This is a genomic window from Bradyrhizobium sp. LB13.1 (assembly GCF_054056815.1).
This window is the reverse complement of the sequence record NZ_JBSRYQ010000001.1, coordinates 910,792-930,043: the sequence shown is the minus strand read 5'-3', so window position 1 is coordinate 930,043 and position 19,252 is coordinate 910,792. Positions and strand designations below refer to the sequence as shown.

Genomic DNA, 19,252 nt, shown 5'->3' with positions numbered 1-19,252 from the left:
CGAATGAGGAACGGAATTCTGCATCTGGTCACGGCAACGGCGCTGACTTTGGCGCTGTCGGTCTCTGGGGCCCATGCCCAGAAAAAATAATGATCCGGGCGCCAGTGACACCGAGATCAAGGTCGGCCAGACGATGCCGTTTTCGGGACCGGCGTCGGCCTATTCGTCGATCGGCAAGACCCAGGCTGCCTATTTCAAGATGATCAACGACCAGGGCGGCATCAACGGCCGCAAGATCAATCTGATCCAGTATGACGACGCCTATTCGCCGCCGAAAGCCGTGGAGCAGATTCGCAAGCTCGTCGAAAGCGACGAGGTGCTCCTGACCTTCCAGATCATCGGCACGCCCGTGAACGCAGCCGTGCAGAAATATCTCAATTCCAAGAAGGTGCCGCAACTGTTCGCGGCGACCGGCGCCTCGCGGTTCACCGATCCGAAGAACTTTCCCTGGACGATGGGCTACAATCCAAACTACTTCGTCGAAGGCCGCATTTACGGACAGTACATCCTGAAGGAATATCCGAACGCCAAGATCGGCGTGCTCTATCAGAACGACGACCTCGGCAAGGACTATCTGAACGGCATCAAGGCCGGCCTTGGCGACAAGGCCGCCAAGATGATTGTGACCGAAGCGTCCTACGAAGTTTCCGATCCCACGGTCGACTCGCAGGTCCTCAAGATCAAGGACGCCGGCGCCGACCTGTTCTTCAGCGCCACCACGCCGAAGCAGGCGGCGCAGGCGATCAAGAAGATCGCCGAGATGGGCTGGCATCCGGTGCAGATCGTTGACATCAACGCCACTTCGGTCGGCGCGGTGCTGAAGCCGGCCGGCCTCGATGCCGCCAAGGGCCTGATCAGCGTCAACTACGGCAAGGAACCGCTCGACCCGAAATGGAAGGACGATTCCGGCATGAAGAAGTATTTCGACTTCATGGCCAAGTACTATCCGGACGGCGACAAGGACTCGAACTTCAATACCTACGGCTACGGCACCGCTCAGCTGCTGGTCCATGTGCTGAAGCAGTGCGGTGACGATCTGACGCGCGAGAACGTCATGAAGCAAGCCGCTTCACTGAAGGACGTCACCAGCGACATCGCGCTGCCGGGCATCAAGGCCAACACCTCGGCCACCGACTACCGCGTCAACAAGCAGCTTCAGATGATGAAGTTCAACGGCGAGCGCTGGGAACTGTTCGGACCGATCCTGGAGGATGCGGGTCCGGCGGGTTAGTTCTCGGCTGGAATTGCTTCAACCTCCCGGCCATCCACGTTCTTGGAGCAAGCAGGTAAGGTGGATGGCCGGGCCAAGCCCGGCCACGACGCTGGGGAAGGGAGTCCGCCCACGCCACTCAGGTCGGTATCTCGCCAAAGTTCTTTCCCACCGGCAGCACCGCGTGCCGAACGAGCCGTGAATCCTCCACCGCGGCCTGCCTGTGCTTCACCGCTTCGCGATAGACGGGATCGCGGATCATCTCGACGAAGGCTGAGACGCTCGGATACTCCGCGATGAAGCAATGGTCCCAGCGCTCGGCCTCGGGGCCGATCAGCATCAGTTCGAATTTGCCCTGCCAGATAATGCGGCCACCGAGGCGCTCGAACACCGGGCCGCTTTCGCGGCCATAGGCCGCATAGGCTTCCGCGCCGCTCGCTTTGCGGGCATCCGGATAGGCCGCCTCTTTGCGCAAGCGCACCAGGTTCAGCATGTGGATCGGGCCGGGGCGGTCATTGTCCCGGAATTGCGCGAAAATCTCCTTGGTTGGATCGATGTGGCCCATCTGAGCTCCCTCTTGTTTCAAGCCGACGATCCTAGCTCTGCCGCCCAACCAGCGGAACTGCGGCCAGCGAATGCCGCACCTCCTAATCACGCGTTAACGTCCGGGTAACCGGGCCTTAAACAGCGGCCGCTAGCGTGCGGCGGGGCGGGCTGACCGGGCGTTTTGCGTATGGGGTTGGGAAAGAAAAAGGGTGGGCGGAAGGAGCCGTTGTTCGGCTTGCCCGCGGCGCTCGCCGACCTGCGCCTGACCGCAGCGGACCGCGTCCCCGGCGGCGATGACAAGCCGAAGAGATCAACGAAATCATCCGCCAAGCGCAAGAGCGACGATACCGGCGACGAGTCGCCGCGCGAGCGGAAGGCCCCGGCCGGCCGCGGCAGTGCCAAGCGGCGATCGAAGTCGCGCATCGGCGCTGGTCTCGGCCGCCTGGTCTATTGGGGCGCGGTGCTGGGCCTGTGGGGCGCGATCGCCGTGGTCGGCGTCGTGATCTATGTCGGCGCCCATCTGCCGCCGATCCAGTCGCTGGAAATCCCCAAGCGGCCGCCGACGATCCAGATCGTCGGCATCGACGGCAGCATGCTGGCGCAGCGCGGCGAGATGGCCGGTGCCAACGTCTCGCTGAAGGATCTGCCGCAATATCTGCCCAAGGCGTTCATCGCCATCGAGGACCGCCGCTTCTACTCGCATTTCGGCATTGATCCCGTAGGCATCCTGCGCGCGCTCGTCACCAACGTCATGCATCGCGGCGTGTCGCAGGGCGGCTCGACGCTGACGCAGCAACTGGCGAAAAACCTGTTCCTGACCCAGGAGCGCACCATGCAGCGCAAGCTGCAGGAAGCGGAGCTCGCAATCTGGCTGGAGCGCAAGCATTCCAAGAACGAGATTTTGGAGCTCTATCTCAACCGCGTCTATTTCGGTTCCGGCGCCTATGGCGTCGAGGCCGCCGCGCAGCGATATTTCGGCAAGTCGGCCAAGAACGTCACCGTCGCGGAAGCCGCGATGCTGGCAGGCCTCGTCAAATCGCCATCGCGGCTCGCGCCGAACCGCAACCCCGAGGGCGCGGAAGCGCGCGCGAAAATCGTGCTCACGGCGATGGCGGATGCCAAATTCATCACCGATGCGCAGGCGCAGGCTTCGATCGGCCATCCCTCCTACAATGTGAAGCCGGTCGGCGCCGGCACGGTCAATTACGTCGCCGACTGGATCGGCGAGGTGCTGGACGATCTGGTCGGCCAGATCGACGAGAGCATCAAGGTCGAGACCACGATCGACCCAAAGCTTCAGAGCGTGGCCGAAGCCGCCATCATCGACGAGCTCGCGGCCAAGAGCGTGAAGTTCAATGTCAGCCAGGGCGCGCTGGTGGCGATGACGCCTGACGGCGCCGTGCGCGCCATGGTCGGCGGGCGGAACTATTCCGAGAGCCAGTACAACCGCGCGGTCACCGCCAAGCGGCAGCCGGGCTCCTCGTTCAAGCCGTTCGTGTACCTCACCGCGCTCGAGCAGGGGCTGACGCCCGACACGGTCCGCCAGGACGCACCGATCGAGGTCAAGGGCTGGAGACCTGAGAACTACACGCATGAATATTTCGGCGCGGTGACCCTGACGCAGGCGCTCGCGATGTCACTCAACACGGTTGCCATCCGCCTCGGCCTCGAGGTCGGTCCGAAGAACGTGGTGCGCACCGCGCACCGGCTCGGCATCTCCTCGAAACTTGAGCCCAACGCCTCGATCGCGCTCGGCACCTCCGAGGTCTCGGTGGTCGAGCTGGTCGGCGCCTATGCGCCCTTCGCCAACGGCGGCCTGGCGGTGACGCCGCATGTCGTCACGCGGATCAGGACGCTGGGTGGCAAGCTGCTCTACATGCGCCAGACGGACGAGCGTAGTCAGGTCATCGACCCCCGCTATGTCGGCATGATGAACTCGATGATGCGGGAAACGCTGATCAGCGGCACCGCCAAGAAAGCAGAGATCCCGGGCTGGCCGGCAGCAGGCAAGACCGGCACCAGCCAGGACTACCGCGACGCCTGGTTCATCGGCTACACCGCCAACCTCGTCACCGGCGTATGGCTAGGCAATGACGACAACTCGCCGACCAAGAAGGCGACCGGCGGCGGCCTGCCGGTGGAAGTCTGGTCGCGCTTCATGAAGACGGCGCATGAGGGCGTGCCGGTGGCAGCCTTGCCGAATTCGCAAGCGACCTGGGGCCTGTCGAACCTCGCGCAGGCGACGTCGCAGGTGTCGCCGCCAACAGCGGCAGCGCCCGCACCGGCCAGCAACGGCAGCTATCGCCCGCCCCCCACGCGCGCCAATGCGCGGCCGGAAGCAGCCGCAGGGCTCGACGGCTGGCTGATGGACCGGCTGTTCGGCGGCAATCGGTAGCTTCGGCCTGAGGTCCTTGTGACCTCAAAACAAAAACTGCGAAAACAACCCCATGCACAGTAGCCGGCCATGGCCGGCGCGATGCGCGGTGGATGATGCGAAGGCTTTGATGCGGCGGGGAAAATCGAGCGCGCGGCGCGCGCCGTCGCTGCGTGGGGCGAGAGTCGCGTAAATCGCGCTGAGATCATCGCATTCTCAACTGTCATTCCCCGCGACCCGGCTACGCCAAGGCTTCGCCGAGGTGAGGTCCCGGGGCGCTGAAGCTTTTAGCGTAGGCGGCAGGCGGGGAATCCAGTACGCCGCGGCCTCTCGATTCGATAACAACCGCCTCGGAATACTGGATCGCCCGCTTTCGCGGGCGATGACAGCATCAGGTGGAGTAGCAGCGCGCCCTAATCCTCGACCCCATACCGATGCAGATCATTGCCGTACGTATCGAGCCACTTCTTGGCGCGCTCCATCGACGGGCAAGCCTTTCCGCAGACGCGCCAGAATCGCGCCGAGTGGTTCATCTCGACGAGATGGGCGACCTCGTGGGCGGCGAGATAGTCGAGCACGTAGGGCGGCGCCAGGATCAGGCGCCAGGAGAACGACAGCGAGCCGGCCGAGGTGCAGGAACCCCAGCGACTCGATTGATCGCGGATCGAGAGCCGCTTCACCTTGACGCCGAGCTCGACGGCATAGGCTTCCGACGAGCGCTGAAGATCGCGGCGCGCCTCCCGCTTGAGGAAGTCGCTGACGCGGCGATCGGCATGCTCGGCGCCACCGGCGACGCAGAGAATGCGTTCACCGCTATCGCGCACTTCTGCCCACACCGTACCGCGCGTGCCGGCGCGATGAACGATGCGGTGGGGCACGCCCCGAAGCGGTATCACTGTGCCAGGCTGGAACGGCGCGGCCTTCGGCAAACGGCCGAGACGTGCCGCGATCCACGCGCCGTGCCGCTGCGCAAAGTCTTTCGCTTCGGCGAGCGTGCCGCGCGGCGGCATGGTGAGGATGGCTTCGCGATCGCTCGGATGAATTCTGAGCGTGTAACGGCGCGCGCGGCGGTGCCGTCGCAGCCGAATCGCAAAAAATTGCGACCCATGGGTAATCAGGAGAGTCTTCGGTTCGTGGGGCCGCCGATAGAGGAGTGCGCGAGTGGCCATGTCTGTCAGTCCGGGGGGCAGGAGGGCGCCCGGATTCTGCCATAACCGTCGCCAGGGAAAGCGCTCGGCGCAAAAACAAATCATTTGCCCAATATACAGCGGTCTGGCGTCCGGGAGACCCTACAGACTGGGGTTGGAACCGGGTTTTTTCGCCCCCGCTGGGCGCATGCGGCACCCCCAAGGGGTGAGCTTGGACTCACTCCTAGAAAGCTACCTGAATACCGCGAATCTGGAGGCTGCGTGCCCCCGTCGGAACCTCCGACAGGGCCCGGATTTTCGACGGGAAAGCCGAAAAACGCGTTTATTCGGCCGCGAGAGCCTGCAACGAGCTCGGATTCGCCGCCGACACCATGAAGTCATGGATGCGCGGCACGATTTCCGACTTGAAGCGCGAGCCGTTGAACACGCCGTAATGTCCGACGCCCTTCTGGACGTAATGAACGCGGCGATCATCGGGGATCGAGCTGCACAATGTGTGCGTTGCTTCGGTCTGACCGATCCCGGAGATGTCGTCGTTCTCGCCTTCGACCGTCATCAGCGCGACGCGCGTGACCTTGGAGGGATCGACGCGTGTTCCACGATGGGTCATCTCGCCTTTCGGCAGCGAGTGCTTCACGAACACGGTATCGACGGTCTGCAGGTAATACTCGGCGGAGAGGTCCATCACCGCGAGATATTCGTCGTAGAAATCGCGATGCTTGTCGACGAGGTCGCCATCGCCCTTCACCAGATTGGCGAACAGGCGCTTGTGGGCGTCCATGTGCCGGTCGAGATTCATGCTGATGAAGCCGTTGAGCTGCAGGAAGCCCGGATAGACGTCGCGCATCATGCCCGGATGCGGGAACGGCACCTTGGTGATGACGGTGTTGCGGAACCAGTCGATGCCGCGCTCCTGGGCGAGATTGTTCACGCCGGTCGGATTACGGCGGGTGTCGATCGGGCCGCCCATCAGCGTCATCGAGGTCGGCACGAAAGGATCACGCCGCGCTTCCATGATCGAGACGGCGGCAACGACGGGAACGGAAGGCTGGCACACGGCCAGCACATGCGTGTTGCCGCCGAGGACATGCAGCATCTCGATGACATAATCGATGTAGTCATCGAGATCGAAGCGGCCGTCGCTGAGCGGCACCATGCGGGCGTCGGCCCAGTCGGTGATGTAGACCTCATGCGCCGGCAGGAACGCTTCGACCGTGCCGCGCAAGAGCGTCGCATAGTGGCCGGACATCGGCGCTACGATCAGCACGCGCGGCTGCGGGCTGCGCAAGGGACGCGCGAACTTGCGATCGAAGTAGAGCAGGCGGCAGAACGGCTTTTCCCAGACCGGGCGGACCTCGACCGGGACACGGATGCCGTTGACCTCGGTGTCGTCGAGACCCCATTCCGGCTTGCCGTAGCGGCGCGTGGTGCGTTCGAACAATTCGCAGGCCGCGGCAACCGACTTGCCGACCTCGGTGCGCGCCCACGGATTGAGGGGATTCTGAAACAGCAGCTTGGTCGCGTCGGTGACCGCACGCGCCGGATTGAGAGAGGCCTGCGCCATCTCGTACATCCAGTACATCGGCGTCGTCAGGACCGGACTGCCTTCGGCCGCCAAGGGCGGCGCGCCGCCAAACTCACCAATAGGCATCGCTATATTCCTCTTCGCATCGCAGCATACTGCCGAATGCGTAATATTGCGTCAATGCATGGTTCCGTACATCTACGTGGCCGACGCGCCCAAACCATGCTGAATCCACCGATAAAGTGACGTCACTCGCCGCCCGACAGCAGCGAACCCTGCTTTCGTGGCGCTGCGCAAAAGGGCAAGGAATGCCCCAAAAGATGCAACCAGCAGCACCACGTTGATGGCTAACGCACTCAACATCAAATCGGTCCTGAAGGTGTTTTCGATCAGCAGCGCGCGCATTCCTTCGAACACGTAGGTCGGCGGCAACGCCCAGGCGACATATTGCAGCCAGACCGGCAGCACGCTGACGGGATAGTAGACGCAGGCGAGCGGCATGATCGCGAACATCAAGGTCCAGACGATGCTCTCGGCGCCAAGACCGTTTCGCAGCACCAGGCCAGAGACGAAGATGCCGACCGACCAGCTCGTGAAGATCAGGTTGCAGAAGAACGCGATCAGCGGCACGCCGAGCGCATAAACGTTGAAGTGAAACAGGAACAGCGCGAGCAGCGTCATCGGGATGACGCCGATCGCGAGCCGGATCAGGCTCATGATCATCAGCGACAGCAGAAACTCGATCGGCTTCAGCGGGCTCATCATGAGATTGCCGAGGTTGCGGGCCCACATCTCTTCCAGGAACGAGATGGAAAAGCCGAGCTGCCCGCGAAACAGGATGTCCCAGAGGATGACGGCGCCGATCAGCGTGCCGCCGGCACGCGCGAAGAAATTGGCATTCTGGGCGATGTAGAGCTGAAGAAAGCCCCAGGTGATCACTTGTAGCGCCGGCCAGTAGAGCAGCTCGAGCAGCCGCGGCCAGGACGACATCAAGAGATACCAATAGCGCAGGATCATCGCGCCGATGCGGTGCATGGAGATGCCGCGATGGAGGGAAATCTCGCTCATCGCGCCGCCTCCTTCGCGCCGTTCACCCGGCCACGCGCGACGTCCAGAAACACCTCTTCCAGCGTGGTGCGGTTGTAGCGGGCCATGATGGCTTCGGGCGTATCATCGTCCTCGATACGGCCGCGCTTCATGATGATGACACGGTCGCAGAGCCGCTCGACCTCGAGCATGTTGTGTGAGGCCAGGAGGATGGTGGCGTTGTTCGCCTTGCGATAGCGCTCCAGATGACCCCGGACCCAATCGGCCGTGTCAGGATCGAGCGAGGCGGTCGGCTCGTCCAGCAACAGCAGCTCGGGATGGTTGATCAGCGCCTTGGCCAGCGCGACGCGGGTCTTTTGCCCGGCGGAGAGCTTGCCGTTGGCGCGGTCGATGAAATCGGTGAGATCGAGATCGTCGGCGAGCTCAGCGATGCGACCAGCCAGGTTCTCCACCGCATAGAGCTTGCCGAACACGGTGAGGTTCTGACGCACCGTGAGCCGCATCGGCATGTCGACATAGGGGCTCTCGAAATTCATCCGCCCCAGCACGGAAGCGCTCTCCTCCGGCATCCGATGCCCGAGCACCTGCACACGGCCGGAGGTCGGCAGCACGAGACCCATGATCGTCGCAATGGTCGTGGTCTTGCCAGCACCGTTGCCGCCCAAAAGGCCGGTGATGCTGCCGCGCGGAAGCGAAAACGAGATATCGTCGACGGCACGGGTCTGCTTGTAGACCTTGACGAGGTGATCGACCGCGATGGCCGCGGATGAGCTGCGATCCGCGACAGTCGGCCGACTTGAAGCCTTGTCATTCTCGGTCATGCTGGGCGTTCTTCTGCTATTGCTGCGGAGAGCGCAAGGCTTGTAATCCCGGGGGGTTCCGCGAGCTCTGCGTTTGTGATCGAGAAGGCACCGCAAAATTGGCCGACATGACTGAAATTGCCGCTTCCGACTTCCGCCCCTCGCAGCGGCATATCCGCCTGGACACGATCCTGCGGCTGCGCTGGCTCGCGGTGCTCGGCCAGCTCGCTGCGATTTTCATCGTGGCGCAAGGGCTGGAATTCGACGTCGAGATCGTCCCCTGCGTCAGTATCATCGCCCTGTCGGCGGCGCTCAATCTGGCGCTCCAGACCGTGTCCAATCCGCTGCAGCGGCTGGAGCCGATGCAGGCGGCCGGACTGCTCGCGCTCAACATCGTGGAGCTGGCGGGTCTGTTATTCTTCACCGGCGGACTCCAGAACCCGTTCTCGTTCCTGTTCCTCGCGCCCGTGCTGATCTCGGCCACCGCGCTGCCGGCCCGCTTCACCTTCGGCCTCGGCGTACTGGCTGTCGCCTGCGCCTCGGTCCTGGTCTTCTTCCATCTGCCGCTGCCCTGGGATTCCGACGATCCGCTGGTGCTGCCGCCGATCTATCTCGTCGGCGTCTGGCTCTCGATCGTGCTCGCGATCGGCGTCACCAGCCTCTACTCGTTCCAGGTCACCGAAGAGGCTCGGAAACTTGCGGACGCGCTGGCCGCCACCGAGCTGGTGTTGACGCGCGAGCAGCATCTGACCCAGCTCGACGGCCTGGCTGCGGCCGCAGCGCACGAACTCGGCACGCCGCTCGCGACGATCTTCCTGATCTCGCGCGAGCTGGAGAAGACGGTGAAGGATGCGAATTTTGCTGCCGACCTGAAGACCCTGCGCGAGCAGACGCAGCGTTGCCGCGACATATTGAGCAAGATCACCCAGCTCTCCGCCGAAGGCGCGCCGTTCGACCGCATGAAGCTGTCGGAGCTGATCGAGGAGGTGGTGGCGCCGCACCGCGATTTCGGCGTCGATATCAAGGTGCGTATCGCCGTCGCCATCGTGGCCGAGCCGGTCGGTTCGCGCAATCCGGCGATCCTCTACGGCGTCGGCAACATCGTCGAGAACGCGGTCGATTTCGCCCGCACCACGGTCGAGGTCAACGCGTGGTGGAACAACGACATGATCGAGATCGTGATCTCCGACGACGGCCCCGGTATTCCGCCCGACATCCTGAAACGGATCGGCGAGCCCTATTTGTCGCGGCGACGCACCCAGGACGAAGGCGGCGGGCTGGGATTGGGCGTGTTCATCGCACGCACCTTGCTCGAACGCACCGGCGCCAAGGTCTCGTTTACCAACCGAACCTTTCCGGACCATGGCGCAGTGGTCCAGATCACGTGGCCGCGAGAGCGTTTTGAGGCTATCGAGACCTTCGAAGAAACAATAGGATAGCCCGCGACCTTGCGTCGCACAGCACGGCCGATCGACTATTGGCGGCCTTGGCACCGCCCGATTGCGACGCCATATGTAGACGCGCTGGAGAGAGGACAAAACCTTGAACGCCATCGCCGAATTGAACGAACAGACCGACCGCTCGCTTCTCATCGTGGAGGACGACAAGCCGTTTTTGGAGCGGCTGTCGCGCGCGATGGAAACGCGTGGGTTTGCGGTGACGTCATGCGACACTGTCTCGGACGGTCTGGCGCAGATCGGCAAGGCGGCTCCCGCATTCGCCGTGGTGGATCTGCGGCTCGGCGACGGCAACGGTCTTGACGTGGTTTCGGCGCTCAAGAAGAAGCGCCCCGACGCCCGTGCAATCGTGCTGACCGGCTATGGCAACATCGCCACCGCCGTGACCGCGGTGAAGATGGGCGCGATCGATTATCTCTCCAAGCCCGCGGATGCCGACGACGTCGTCGCCGCGCTGCTGTCGACCGGCTCGGACAAATCCGAATTGCCGGCGAACCCGATGTCCGCCGACCGCGTGCGCTGGGAACACATCCAGCGCATCTATGAGATGTGCAACCGCAACGTCTCGGAAACGGCACGGCGGCTGAACATGCACCGGCGCACGTTGCAGCGGATTCTAGCGAAGCGCGCGCCGCGATAATACTCACGGCTACCGTGCCCCGGACGCAGCGCAGCACGAAGTGATGCGCTGTTGAGCCGGGGCCTCATTCTTTTTAGAGAGCTAGAAGCCCCGCCTGTCTTCTGGGTCCCGGCGCTGCGCAGCAACGCCAACGCGTTGCAGCGCGTCCGGGACACGAGAGCCCGCTACTCCCAAAAATCCGCATGCCCCTGCGGATCGACCAGCCGGTTGATCCGCAAGGCCGCCGCCATGCCAAATCGCACCGTCATCTGCTTGCGCGTGGCCGCAGCGAGCTTGTGCTCGGGCGCCTCGCACTGCATGTGCGCGCCATAGGCATCCGCGACGATCAGGCCGGTGTCTTGCGGAAATATCCCGCAAGGCAAATCCTGCGTGAAGGCGAAGAACAGCCGGTCGCAATGGGCGCGGTATTCGTGCCATTTCTGATCGGCGCGCAGATCCTCCACTGACGATTTGATCTCGACTATCCAGATCTCGCCGCGCTCGTTCAGCGCGACGAGATCGGCGCGCCGCCCCGACGGTAGCGGCAATTCGCTGATGCAGGTGAAGCCGAGCGAGCGCAGCAACCGCGCCGTACCGCGCGCAATCGCCAGCGCCGTCTCGGACTGACGGCGGTCCGGCGGCGGCACGAGGGCAATGCGGGCGGTGTGGTCCATGGAGGAAGGATAGCCGATTCCACCTCCCATGTCGTTCCCGGCGAAAGGCGGAACCTGACCTCGTCTTAGCACTTATCACGCAGCCGCCGCACCTCGGCGGAACATCGAGGCTGCGGCGCATGATCGACGATCTCTGGTACAAGAACGGCGTGTTCTATTGCTTGTCCGTCGGCACCTATATGGATGCCAACGGCGACGGCATCGGCGATTTCAAGGGACTGCTGCGTCGGCTCGATTATCTGCACGGGCTCGGCATCACCACGATCTGGCTGATGCCGTTCCAGACCTCGCCTGGCCGCGACGACGGCTACGACATCGCCGACTATTACAGCGTCGATTCCCGTTACGGCACGCTGGGCGATTTCGTCGAATTCGCCCATGGCTGCAAGCAGCGCGGCATCCGCATCATCATCGACCTCGTGGTCAACCACACCTCGGACCAGCATCACTGGTTCAAGGAAGCCCAGCGCGACAAGAATTCGCCCTATCGCGACTGGTACGTGTGGTCCGACAAGAAGCCCGCAAATGCCAACACGGGCATGGTGTTTCCCGGCGTGCAGAAATCGACATGGACGCGCGACAAGGAAGCCGGCGCGTATTACTTTCATCGCTTCTACGATTTTCAGCCCGATCTCAACACCTCGAACCCGCACGTGCAGGCCGAGATCCTCAAGATCATGGGCTTCTGGATCCAGCTCGGCGTCTCAGGCTTCCGCATGGATGCGGTGCCCTTCGTGATCGCGACCAAGGGCGCAAAGGTGAGGAAGCCGATCGAGCAGTACGACATGCTGCGCGCATTCCGCGAATTCCTGCAATGGCGGCAAGGCGATGCCATCATCCTCGCCGAGGCCAACGTACTACCCGAAACCGACATGGAATATTTCGGCCGCGATGGCGACCGCATGCACATGATGTTCAACTTCCACGTCAACCAGCATCTGTTCTATGCGCTGGCGTCCGGTGACTCCCGTCCGCTGGCGAAATCGCTCAAGGCGACCAAGCCGCGGCCGGCCGCGGCGCAATGGGGCCTGTTCCTGCGCAATCACGACGAGCTCGATTTGGGGCGGCTGACCAAGGCGCAGCGCGACATCGTGTTCAAGAAATTTGGCCCCGACAAGGACATGCAGCTCTACGACCGCGGCATTCGCCGCCGCCTCGCGCCGATGCTGGGCGGCGACCGCAGGCGGCTCGAGCTCGCCTACAGCCTGATGTGCACGCTGCCGGGGACGCCCGTGATCCGTTATGGCGACGAGATTGCGATGGGCGACGATCTTTCATTGCCGGAGCGCAATTGCGCGCGCACGCCGATGCAATGGTCGACCGAGCCCCAGGGCGGCTTCACCGAGAGCGAGAAGCCGGCATGCCCCGTCATCGACAAGGGCCCCTACGGCTACCCGCATGTCAACGTCGCGAAACAGCGACGAGATCCCAACTCGATGCTGAACTGGACAGAGCGCATCGTCCGCATGCGCAAGGAGGTGCCGGAGATCGGCTGGGGCGATTTCGCGATCATTGCGACGCGCGATCCCGCCGTGTTCATCATGCGCTATGACTGGCGCAACAATTCCGTGCTGTTCGTGCACAATCTCGACGAGAAGCCGCGCGAGATCGCATTTTCCGTGGCGCTTCCTGATGATGCCGGCGAGCACCTGATCAATCTGCTTGCGGAAGACCACAGCCACGCCGACAAACGCGGCCAGCACCGCATCGTGCTGGAGCCGTATGGATATCGCTGGTACCGCGTCGGCGGATTGGATTATCTGTTGAAGCGGAGCGATATCGACGAAACGGCGCGGGGGATTAAACATCCGGGGTAGATGGCGCCGCACAGTTAGGACGCTGCGATGATCACACCCTCATTGCCCCGCAGATCCAGCACGCCCTCCAGCTTCTCCCCCTCGCGATCCAGAAACGTCGACAGCAGAATCTCACTGTCAAACTTTAGCGCGCTGGTAGTCACGGCAATCGGCTCAGGGCCGAGATTGAGCACGACTATGACCGCCCTGCCCTCGGCTTCGCGGCGATAGACCAGCAGATCGCCTTGCGCCGCGATCGGATGATAGTCGCCCGCGATCAGCGGCGGAGATGCCTTCCGTAACGCGATCAGGCGCTTGTAGAGCGCGAGGATCGAACGCGAATCGGCTTCGAGATTGACGACGTTTTCGTGGATGTGATCCTCCGGCAACGGCAGCCACGGCCTGACGTCGGAGAAGCCGGCGAAACCGGATGAATCCCACTGCATCGGTGTGCGGCAGCCGTCGCGGCCGACACCGATGCCGGGCACGTTCTTCTCGAAGGGGTCGCGCACGTCCTCCGGCGCGATCGCGAGCTGATGCATGCCGATCTCGTCACCGTAATAGAGAGTCGGCGTCCCGCGCAGCGTCAGCAGCAGCATGGCGGCGACGCGGGCCTGCACCTCGCCGATGCGGCTTGCGACGCGCGGGCGATCGTGATTGCCGAGCACCCAGTTCGGCCAGGCGCCCTTCGGCAGCGCCTTCTCGTAATCCCCGACGATCTTCTCGATCGAGCGCGCGCTCCAGAACGTCGAGAGCAGCGCGAAATTGAACGGCATCTGCGCGCCGGTGAGGTCGTTGCCGTAATAGGCCATCAGCCGGTGCAGCGGCAGATAGATCTCACCGATCAGCACGCGCGCATCATGCGCATCGGTGACACGCCGCATCTCTGCGATGACGTCGTGCACCTCCGGCTGGTCGGTGGAATATTGCGTGAGGATCCTTTCGTTCGGCGGCCGGCCCTCGACATAATGCGGGTTCTGCGGATTGTCGCGGAAATCGGCGTCCTTTATCAGGTGCCAGATCACGTCGACCCGAAAGCCGTCGACGCCCTTCTCGAGCCAGAACCGCATCACCTCGTAGATCGCCGCGCGGACGTCAGGATTGCGCCAGTTGAGGTCGGGCTGCTGTGCGAGGAAGGCGTGGTAATAGTATTGTCCCGTCGTCCCGTCGAACTGCCACGCACTGCCGCCGAACTCGGACAGCCAATTGTTTGGAATCCCGCCATCGCCTGCCGGATCACGCCAGATGTACCAGTCGCGTTTGGGATTATCGCGCGAGGACCGGCTCTCGACGAACCAGGGATGCTGGTCCGAGGTGTGGTTCGGCACGAGGTCGAGGATCAGCTTGAGGCCGTTGTCATGCGCGGCCGCGAGCACCGCATCAAAGTCCTCCATCGTGCCGAACAGCGGCTCGATGCCGGTATAGTCGCAGATGTCGTAGCCGAAATCGGCCATCGGCGAGGGGAAGATCGGCGACAGCCAGATCGCGTCGACGCCGAGCGATTTCACATAAGGCAGCCGCCGGAGGATTCCGGCGAGATCGCCGACACCGTCGCCGTCGGAGTCCTGAAACGAGCGCGGGTAGATCTGATAGAAGATGCCGTCGCGCCACCAATTGCTGCCACCCTGAGCCATGCGGGAAACCACCTGAAATCTTGAGTCTCGCGCAGGAGAACGCGAGAGCAGCGCCCCGGTTCAAAACAGCAGGCGAATTGGGACCGCCGTGTGACGGCAGCTGCCCCTGTTCCCCGGCCAGGGCACGAATCTTTTGCTTGGCGGCATGGCAAAAATCGGCATTGTGAGCCCCATGAGCGAGCAACATGAGACACAAGCCAAGGCCGGCGCGATCATCGTTCCCGTGACGCTGTTCGAGCAGAATTGCACCATCATCTGGGACGAGCCTTCCAAGAAGGCCGTGGTGATCGATCCCGGCGGCGACGTGCCGAAGATCCTGGACGCCATCAAGCAGACCGGCGTCACCGTGGAGAAGATCTGGCTAACCCACGGCCATATCGACCATGTCGGCGGCGCGGCCGAATTGCGCGATGCGCTGAAGGTACCGATCGAGGGCCCGCATGTCGCGGACAAATTCCTGCTCGACAACGTGGTCGAAAGCGGCGCCCGCTTCGGCATGACAGGGGGACGCAATTTCGAGCCGGACCGCTGGCTCGACGAGGGCGACACCGTCGCGATCGGCGGTCTCACGTTCGACATCTATCATTGCCCCGGTCACTCGCCCGGCAGCGTGGTGTTCTTCAACAAGGACATGCGCTTCGCCCACGTCGGCGACGTCCTGTTCGCGGGCTCGGTCGGACGCACCGATTTGCCCGGCGGCAGTCACGCGACGTTGATCGACTCGATCAGGACCAAGCTGCTGCCGCTGGGCGACGATGTCGGCTTCATCTGCGGCCACGGCGCCGGCTCGAGCATCGGCCAGGAGCGGATGACCAATCCGTTCATCACCGGCGAGATGTAAGGGGCCTATTCTGCGGCGTCTGCCAGCGCTGCGAGCTCACTGAGGTTACGATCGCCCCAATCGCGGATCGCGGCGACCACCGGCACAAAACTCTTGCCCTTGCGTGTCAGGCGATACTCGACCTTCGGCGGCACCTCGCCGAAATCCTTGCGGTCGATCAGGCCGCTTTCGGTCAGCGCCTTCAACTCGCGGCTGAGCACGCGCGGCGTGATCTCGGCGCTGCCTTCCGTGCCGCGCAGCAATCCGCTCCTGATCTCGCCATAGCGGCGCGGGCCGTCCTTGAGGTCCCAGACGATGCGCAGCTTGTACTTGCCGCTGATCATTTTCTGAAAGGCCGCGACCGGACAGGCCCGCGCCGGGTTCGGCTTTGCACTTTCCTTGGCCATGTCGTCTCCTCCATCTTCGGGAAGACGATAGGAGCAGCGCCGAAAAAGTCCATACTATCAATTTGGTCCATACTTGCAGGATCGCTACCAGCGCGCAGATGATGACGCACAAGACGAACAGGGAGCGTCACATGAAGCACTTCATGATCCGGTACGAATTCAAGAACGGCACGACGGAGGCCTGGCACCAGGAGGTCGGCCGCTTCATCAAGGCGATCGACGGCGATCCGGAGTTGAAAGGACGGATCGGCTATCGTGTCCTCAAAAATCGCGACGACGGCAGCTATTTTCATCTCGCCAGCGTCACGGATGATGCCGCGCAAAAAACGCTGCAATCGCGCGACTTCTTCAAGGCCTATCAGGAGATGACGCGCAAGGTCGCCGGCGGCGAGGTGACGGTGACGCCGATCGAATGGATCGGCGCGACCGCCTGAGTTATTTCATCAATCCCGCAGCCGTGAGCGCGCGCGTGATGATCTGGCCGAGATCGAGGCCGCGGACCTCCTCGCGCTTCGGCTCGGCCGGTTCTTCGGCGACCGCAGCGCGGATCGAACGGGCCAGATGCGGCGCGGATGTCAGCGGCGGCTTCGACGGGGCGGCGGGCTTCGCCTCCGCCGTCTTCGCGGCATCCGCAATCCAGCCGGTCAGGCCGAAGAATTTTGCGATGTGGTAGGATGAGGAGATGCCGGCCTCGATCAGGAACGCGCCTTCCACACCGTAGCGGTGATCGTTGTCGGCGATGCCGAGCGGCGTGCCGTGCGCCATCTCGGTGATAGCGTAGGACTCGACGAGGGTCTCGCCGTCCTTGTTCCACCAGGCCTGGCGCGGATAACCGTCGACATTGGTCTCCGCCATCGGCAATTCAGGCAGATCGTGCAGGTCGAGCCATTGCTTGACGATCTCGTTGGCATTGCCGGGATTAACGGTGCGGTCGGCGCTGCCGTGCCAAACCGACATCTTCGGCCACGGACCGCGATGATTGGAGGCCCGCCGGACCAGATCGCCGAGCTCGCGCGCGGGCCGCGCCCGGGGAATGAAACATGCCGTCCAGCGCCTCGCGCAGGTTGGTCGCGATGCCGTAGGGAAGTCCCGCGATGACCGCACCGGCCGCGAAAACTTCCGGATAGGTCGCGAGCATCACCGACGTCATGCCGCCACCGGCGGACAGGCCCGTGATGAAGATGCGCCGGGGATCGACGCGATGCGTTTCGGTCATGTGCGCGATCATCTCGCGAACCGAACGCGCCTCGCCGCTATCGCGCGCGGTATCCTCCGGACTGAACCAGTTGAAGCAGGTGTTGCCGTTGTTGGCGCGCTGCTGCTCGGGCATCAGCAGTGCAAAGCCGTAGTGCTCGGCGAGCGTCGACCAGCCGGCACCGAGGTCGTAGCTTGCCGCCGTCTGGCCGCAGCCGTGCAGCACGACGACGAGCGCGCGCGGCTTCTGCAACTGCGCCGGCACGAACGAGAACATGCGCAGATTGCCGGGATTGTCGCCGAAGCTCGTCACCTCTTGCAACGGACTGGACGTATCGGCGCTCCGGCCGAACTCGGCGAAGCGCAATCCGTCCAGCTTTGGCAGACGTCTCAAGAGATCGATATTTCTGGTTAACGACACGGCAGCTCCTGACAGGCGACGTTCAACGTCCACCCAAACCAAATAGTTGCTGCAGTGCAAAATAAAAAGACCGTGTGCTGTCGTGATCTCCTAAATCGCGGGAGAACCTGCGGAAATCCGCTCGTATTAACCGCAATGCCTAACTTCGTGCAGAGACGCGGCGCATCCACGCCAGGAATGCGGCACAGATCATGATTAACGTCACAAACAGCGCGAGCGAGACGAGAAATCCTGCGCGCGCTGATTGCAGCGCTTCGACGGCGAAGAACACCGCGCCGATTGCGGCCACTCCGGCCGCATTTCCGATCTGCGCCGTCGTGCCGTACACGCCGGACGCCGAGCCTGCCGCGGCCGGTTTGACTGTCGAAAGCACCGCGCCCGAGAGCGGCGCCATCACCAATCCCTGGCCGTAGCCGAAGATGATCATGGTGAGCGCGAGCAGGAGCGCCGACGGCGCATCGTCATAAAGCACGACAAGCGCAAGTACGACGAGGCCCGCGATCTGAAGCGCACATCCCTCGATCAAGACCTTGGTGCCGCGATGCCGCGCCCGTGCGCTGCTGTGGCGCGAGGCCACGACGAAAGCGAGGGCGAGCGGAATGAAGGCCGTGCCGGCCGCGAGTGGGGGGATTTTCAGTCCCCGCTGCATGAACAGCGTCATGACCAGGTAGAACGAGAGATTTGCAAAGAAGAAAAAGAACGCCGCGCCGAGGCCGCGCAGGAAGGCGGCGTCCGCCAGCAAGGTCAGATCAATCAGCGGCATGCCACCGGCGCGTGCCACGGCATGCGCCAGTTTCGGGAACGCGAGGAGAATCACGGCGCCGATCGCCATCACCGCCCACAACCACGGCGCCCAGCCGACATCGTGGCCGAACAGCAGCGGACCGATCAGGCACAGCAATCCAGCGAACAGAACGATACTGCCCATGATATCGAGCCGCGTGCCGGCGCGACGCGGCACCGAGGACATGATGCGCCACGCCGCAGCCGCGATGACGAGACCGCAGGGTACATTGACGAAGAACACCGAGCGCCAGCCGGTGCCGGCGAGATCGATCGTGACCAGGAGCCCGCCGAGAAGGAAGCCGGCGGCGCCCGCGAGCCCGAGCACGATGCCGTAGATGGCGAAGGCGCGGTTGCGCTGTTCATCCGCGAACAGGAGATGCAGCGTCGCCAGCACCTGCGGCACCATCAGCGCGGCGGTCGCACCCTGCGCCAGCCGGGCGATGATCAGCTCAGCGCCTGACAGCGCGAGGCCGCACCACAGCGACGTCAGGGTGAAGCCGAGCAGGCCGGCCAGAAAGACGTTTTTGGTGCCGTGGATGTCGCCGAGCCGGCCGCCGGTGACGACCAGCGTGGCATAAGCGATCAAGTAGATAGCGACGACGGATTCGATCTGCGCCGGCGTTGCGTGCAGATCGACAGCTATCGTGGGGATGGCAACGTTCACGATGAAGGCATCGACGCCGAACATGAACTGAGCGGCCACGACGATCGCCAGCACCCACCAGCGGCGCGACGAATCGATCTGCTTTGTGACGGTTTGATGCATCGACGCGCGAACCCTTCGGATTTCAGCG

14 protein-coding genes and 3 pseudogenes are annotated in these 19,252 nt (G+C 63.3%); 7 read left to right on the top strand and 10 right to left on the bottom strand.

All coding sequences use genetic code 11. The features are described from left to right. Nucleotides 1–3: 3 nt before the first annotated feature. A pseudogene (locus ACVWYI_RS04360) lies at nucleotides 4–1,231 on the top strand (ABC transporter substrate-binding protein). 118 nt (nucleotides 1,232–1,349) lie between these two features. Here ACVWYI_RS04360 and ACVWYI_RS04355 read toward each other — a convergent pair. Then, entirely contained in the window at nucleotides 1,350–1,775 is a 426-nt protein-coding gene (locus tag ACVWYI_RS04355; RefSeq protein ID WP_456661323.1) for a DUF1330 domain-containing protein, read from the bottom strand. Nucleotides 1,776–1,943: 168 nt separating this feature from the next. Between ACVWYI_RS04355 and ACVWYI_RS04350 the strand changes: the two genes are divergently transcribed. Beyond that, nucleotides 1,944–4,151: a transglycosylase domain-containing protein gene (locus ACVWYI_RS04350; RefSeq protein WP_456661322.1), complete on the top strand. Its 2,208-nt coding sequence runs from the start codon at nucleotides 1,944–1,946 to the stop codon at nucleotides 4,149–4,151. A 392-nt stretch (nucleotides 4,152–4,543) separates the two neighbouring features. Here the strand turns inward: ACVWYI_RS04350 and ACVWYI_RS04345 are convergent, their stop codons facing one another. From ACVWYI_RS04345 to ACVWYI_RS04330, 4 genes and pseudogenes are all read right to left on the bottom strand, one after another. Further along, complete coding sequence (locus ACVWYI_RS04345) at nucleotides 4,544–5,383, bottom strand: M48 family metallopeptidase (RefSeq protein ID WP_247442073.1); 840 nt, start codon at nucleotides 5,381–5,383, stop codon at nucleotides 4,544–4,546. A 217-nt stretch (nucleotides 5,384–5,600) separates the two neighbouring features. Beyond that, a complete protein-coding gene (locus ACVWYI_RS04340; protein ID WP_247351646.1) occupies nucleotides 5,601–6,929 on the bottom strand; it encodes a polyhydroxyalkanoate depolymerase in 1,329 nt (442 codons plus the stop codon). A gap of 122 nt (nucleotides 6,930–7,051) precedes the next feature. Then, nucleotides 7,052–7,871 (bottom strand): annotated as a pseudogene (locus tag ACVWYI_RS04335) (ABC transporter permease). After that, nucleotides 7,868–8,671 (bottom strand): ABC transporter ATP-binding protein, encoded by an 804-nt coding sequence (locus ACVWYI_RS04330; protein WP_456651896.1) that lies wholly within the window; start codon nucleotides 8,669–8,671, stop codon nucleotides 7,868–7,870. Before ACVWYI_RS04330 ends, ACVWYI_RS04335 begins: the two are co-directional and overlap by 4 nt. Before the next feature lie 107 nt (nucleotides 8,672–8,778). On the opposite strand from ACVWYI_RS04330, the gene ACVWYI_RS04325 reads away from it, so the two are divergent. Then, the gene (locus tag ACVWYI_RS04325; RefSeq protein WP_456661321.1) at nucleotides 8,779–10,089 is read left to right on the top strand and encodes an ActS/PrrB/RegB family redox-sensitive histidine kinase; all 1,311 of its coding nucleotides are present in this window, start codon (nucleotides 8,779–8,781) and stop codon (nucleotides 10,087–10,089) included. Between the two features lie 103 nt (nucleotides 10,090–10,192). After that, nucleotides 10,193–10,747, top strand: a complete 555-nt coding sequence (locus ACVWYI_RS04320) for an ActR/PrrA/RegA family redox response regulator transcription factor (RefSeq protein ID WP_211395226.1) — start codon at nucleotides 10,193–10,195, stop codon at nucleotides 10,745–10,747. Between the two features lie 164 nt (nucleotides 10,748–10,911). Here the strand turns inward: ACVWYI_RS04320 and ACVWYI_RS04315 are convergent, their stop codons facing one another. Beyond that, nucleotides 10,912–11,400, bottom strand: coding sequence for an MmcB family DNA repair protein (locus ACVWYI_RS04315; protein ID WP_354103413.1), 489 nt, complete (start codon nucleotides 11,398–11,400; stop codon nucleotides 10,912–10,914). 119 nt (nucleotides 11,401–11,519) lie between these two features. On the opposite strand from ACVWYI_RS04315, the gene ACVWYI_RS04310 reads away from it, so the two are divergent. Next, entirely contained in the window at nucleotides 11,520–13,217 is a 1,698-nt protein-coding gene (locus tag ACVWYI_RS04310; RefSeq protein WP_456661320.1) for an alpha-amylase family protein, read from the top strand. 14 nt (nucleotides 13,218–13,231) lie between these two features. On the opposite strand, the gene ACVWYI_RS04305 is transcribed toward ACVWYI_RS04310, so the two are convergent. Further along, the gene (locus ACVWYI_RS04305; RefSeq protein ID WP_456661319.1) at nucleotides 13,232–14,830 is read right to left on the bottom strand and encodes an alpha-amylase family glycosyl hydrolase; all 1,599 of its coding nucleotides are present in this window, start codon (nucleotides 14,828–14,830) and stop codon (nucleotides 13,232–13,234) included. A gap of 172 nt (nucleotides 14,831–15,002) precedes the next feature. Between ACVWYI_RS04305 and ACVWYI_RS04300 the strand changes: the two genes are divergently transcribed. Continuing rightward, entirely contained in the window at nucleotides 15,003–15,671 is a 669-nt protein-coding gene (locus ACVWYI_RS04300) for an MBL fold metallo-hydrolase (RefSeq protein ID WP_354103345.1), read from the top strand. 5 nt (nucleotides 15,672–15,676) lie between these two features. Here ACVWYI_RS04300 and ACVWYI_RS04295 read toward each other — a convergent pair whose 3' ends face one another. Then, nucleotides 15,677–16,057, bottom strand: coding sequence for a winged helix-turn-helix transcriptional regulator (locus ACVWYI_RS04295; RefSeq protein ID WP_247442059.1), 381 nt, complete (start codon nucleotides 16,055–16,057; stop codon nucleotides 15,677–15,679). A 131-nt stretch (nucleotides 16,058–16,188) separates the two neighbouring features. Here ACVWYI_RS04295 and ACVWYI_RS04290 point away from each other — a divergent pair, with 131 nt between their 5' ends. Beyond that, nucleotides 16,189–16,491 (top strand): hypothetical protein, encoded by a 303-nt coding sequence (locus tag ACVWYI_RS04290; RefSeq protein WP_456651898.1) that lies wholly within the window; start codon nucleotides 16,189–16,191, stop codon nucleotides 16,489–16,491. A gap of 1 nt (nucleotide 16,492) precedes the next feature. On the opposite strand, the pseudogene ACVWYI_RS04285 reads toward ACVWYI_RS04290, so the two are convergent. Continuing rightward, a pseudogene (locus ACVWYI_RS04285) lies at nucleotides 16,493–17,672 on the bottom strand (extracellular catalytic domain type 1 short-chain-length polyhydroxyalkanoate depolymerase). 139 nt (nucleotides 17,673–17,811) lie between these two features. Beyond that, nucleotides 17,812–19,224, bottom strand: a complete 1,413-nt coding sequence (locus ACVWYI_RS04280) for an MFS transporter (RefSeq protein WP_456661318.1) — start codon at nucleotides 19,222–19,224, stop codon at nucleotides 17,812–17,814. Nucleotides 19,225–19,252: the final 28 nt, after the last annotated feature.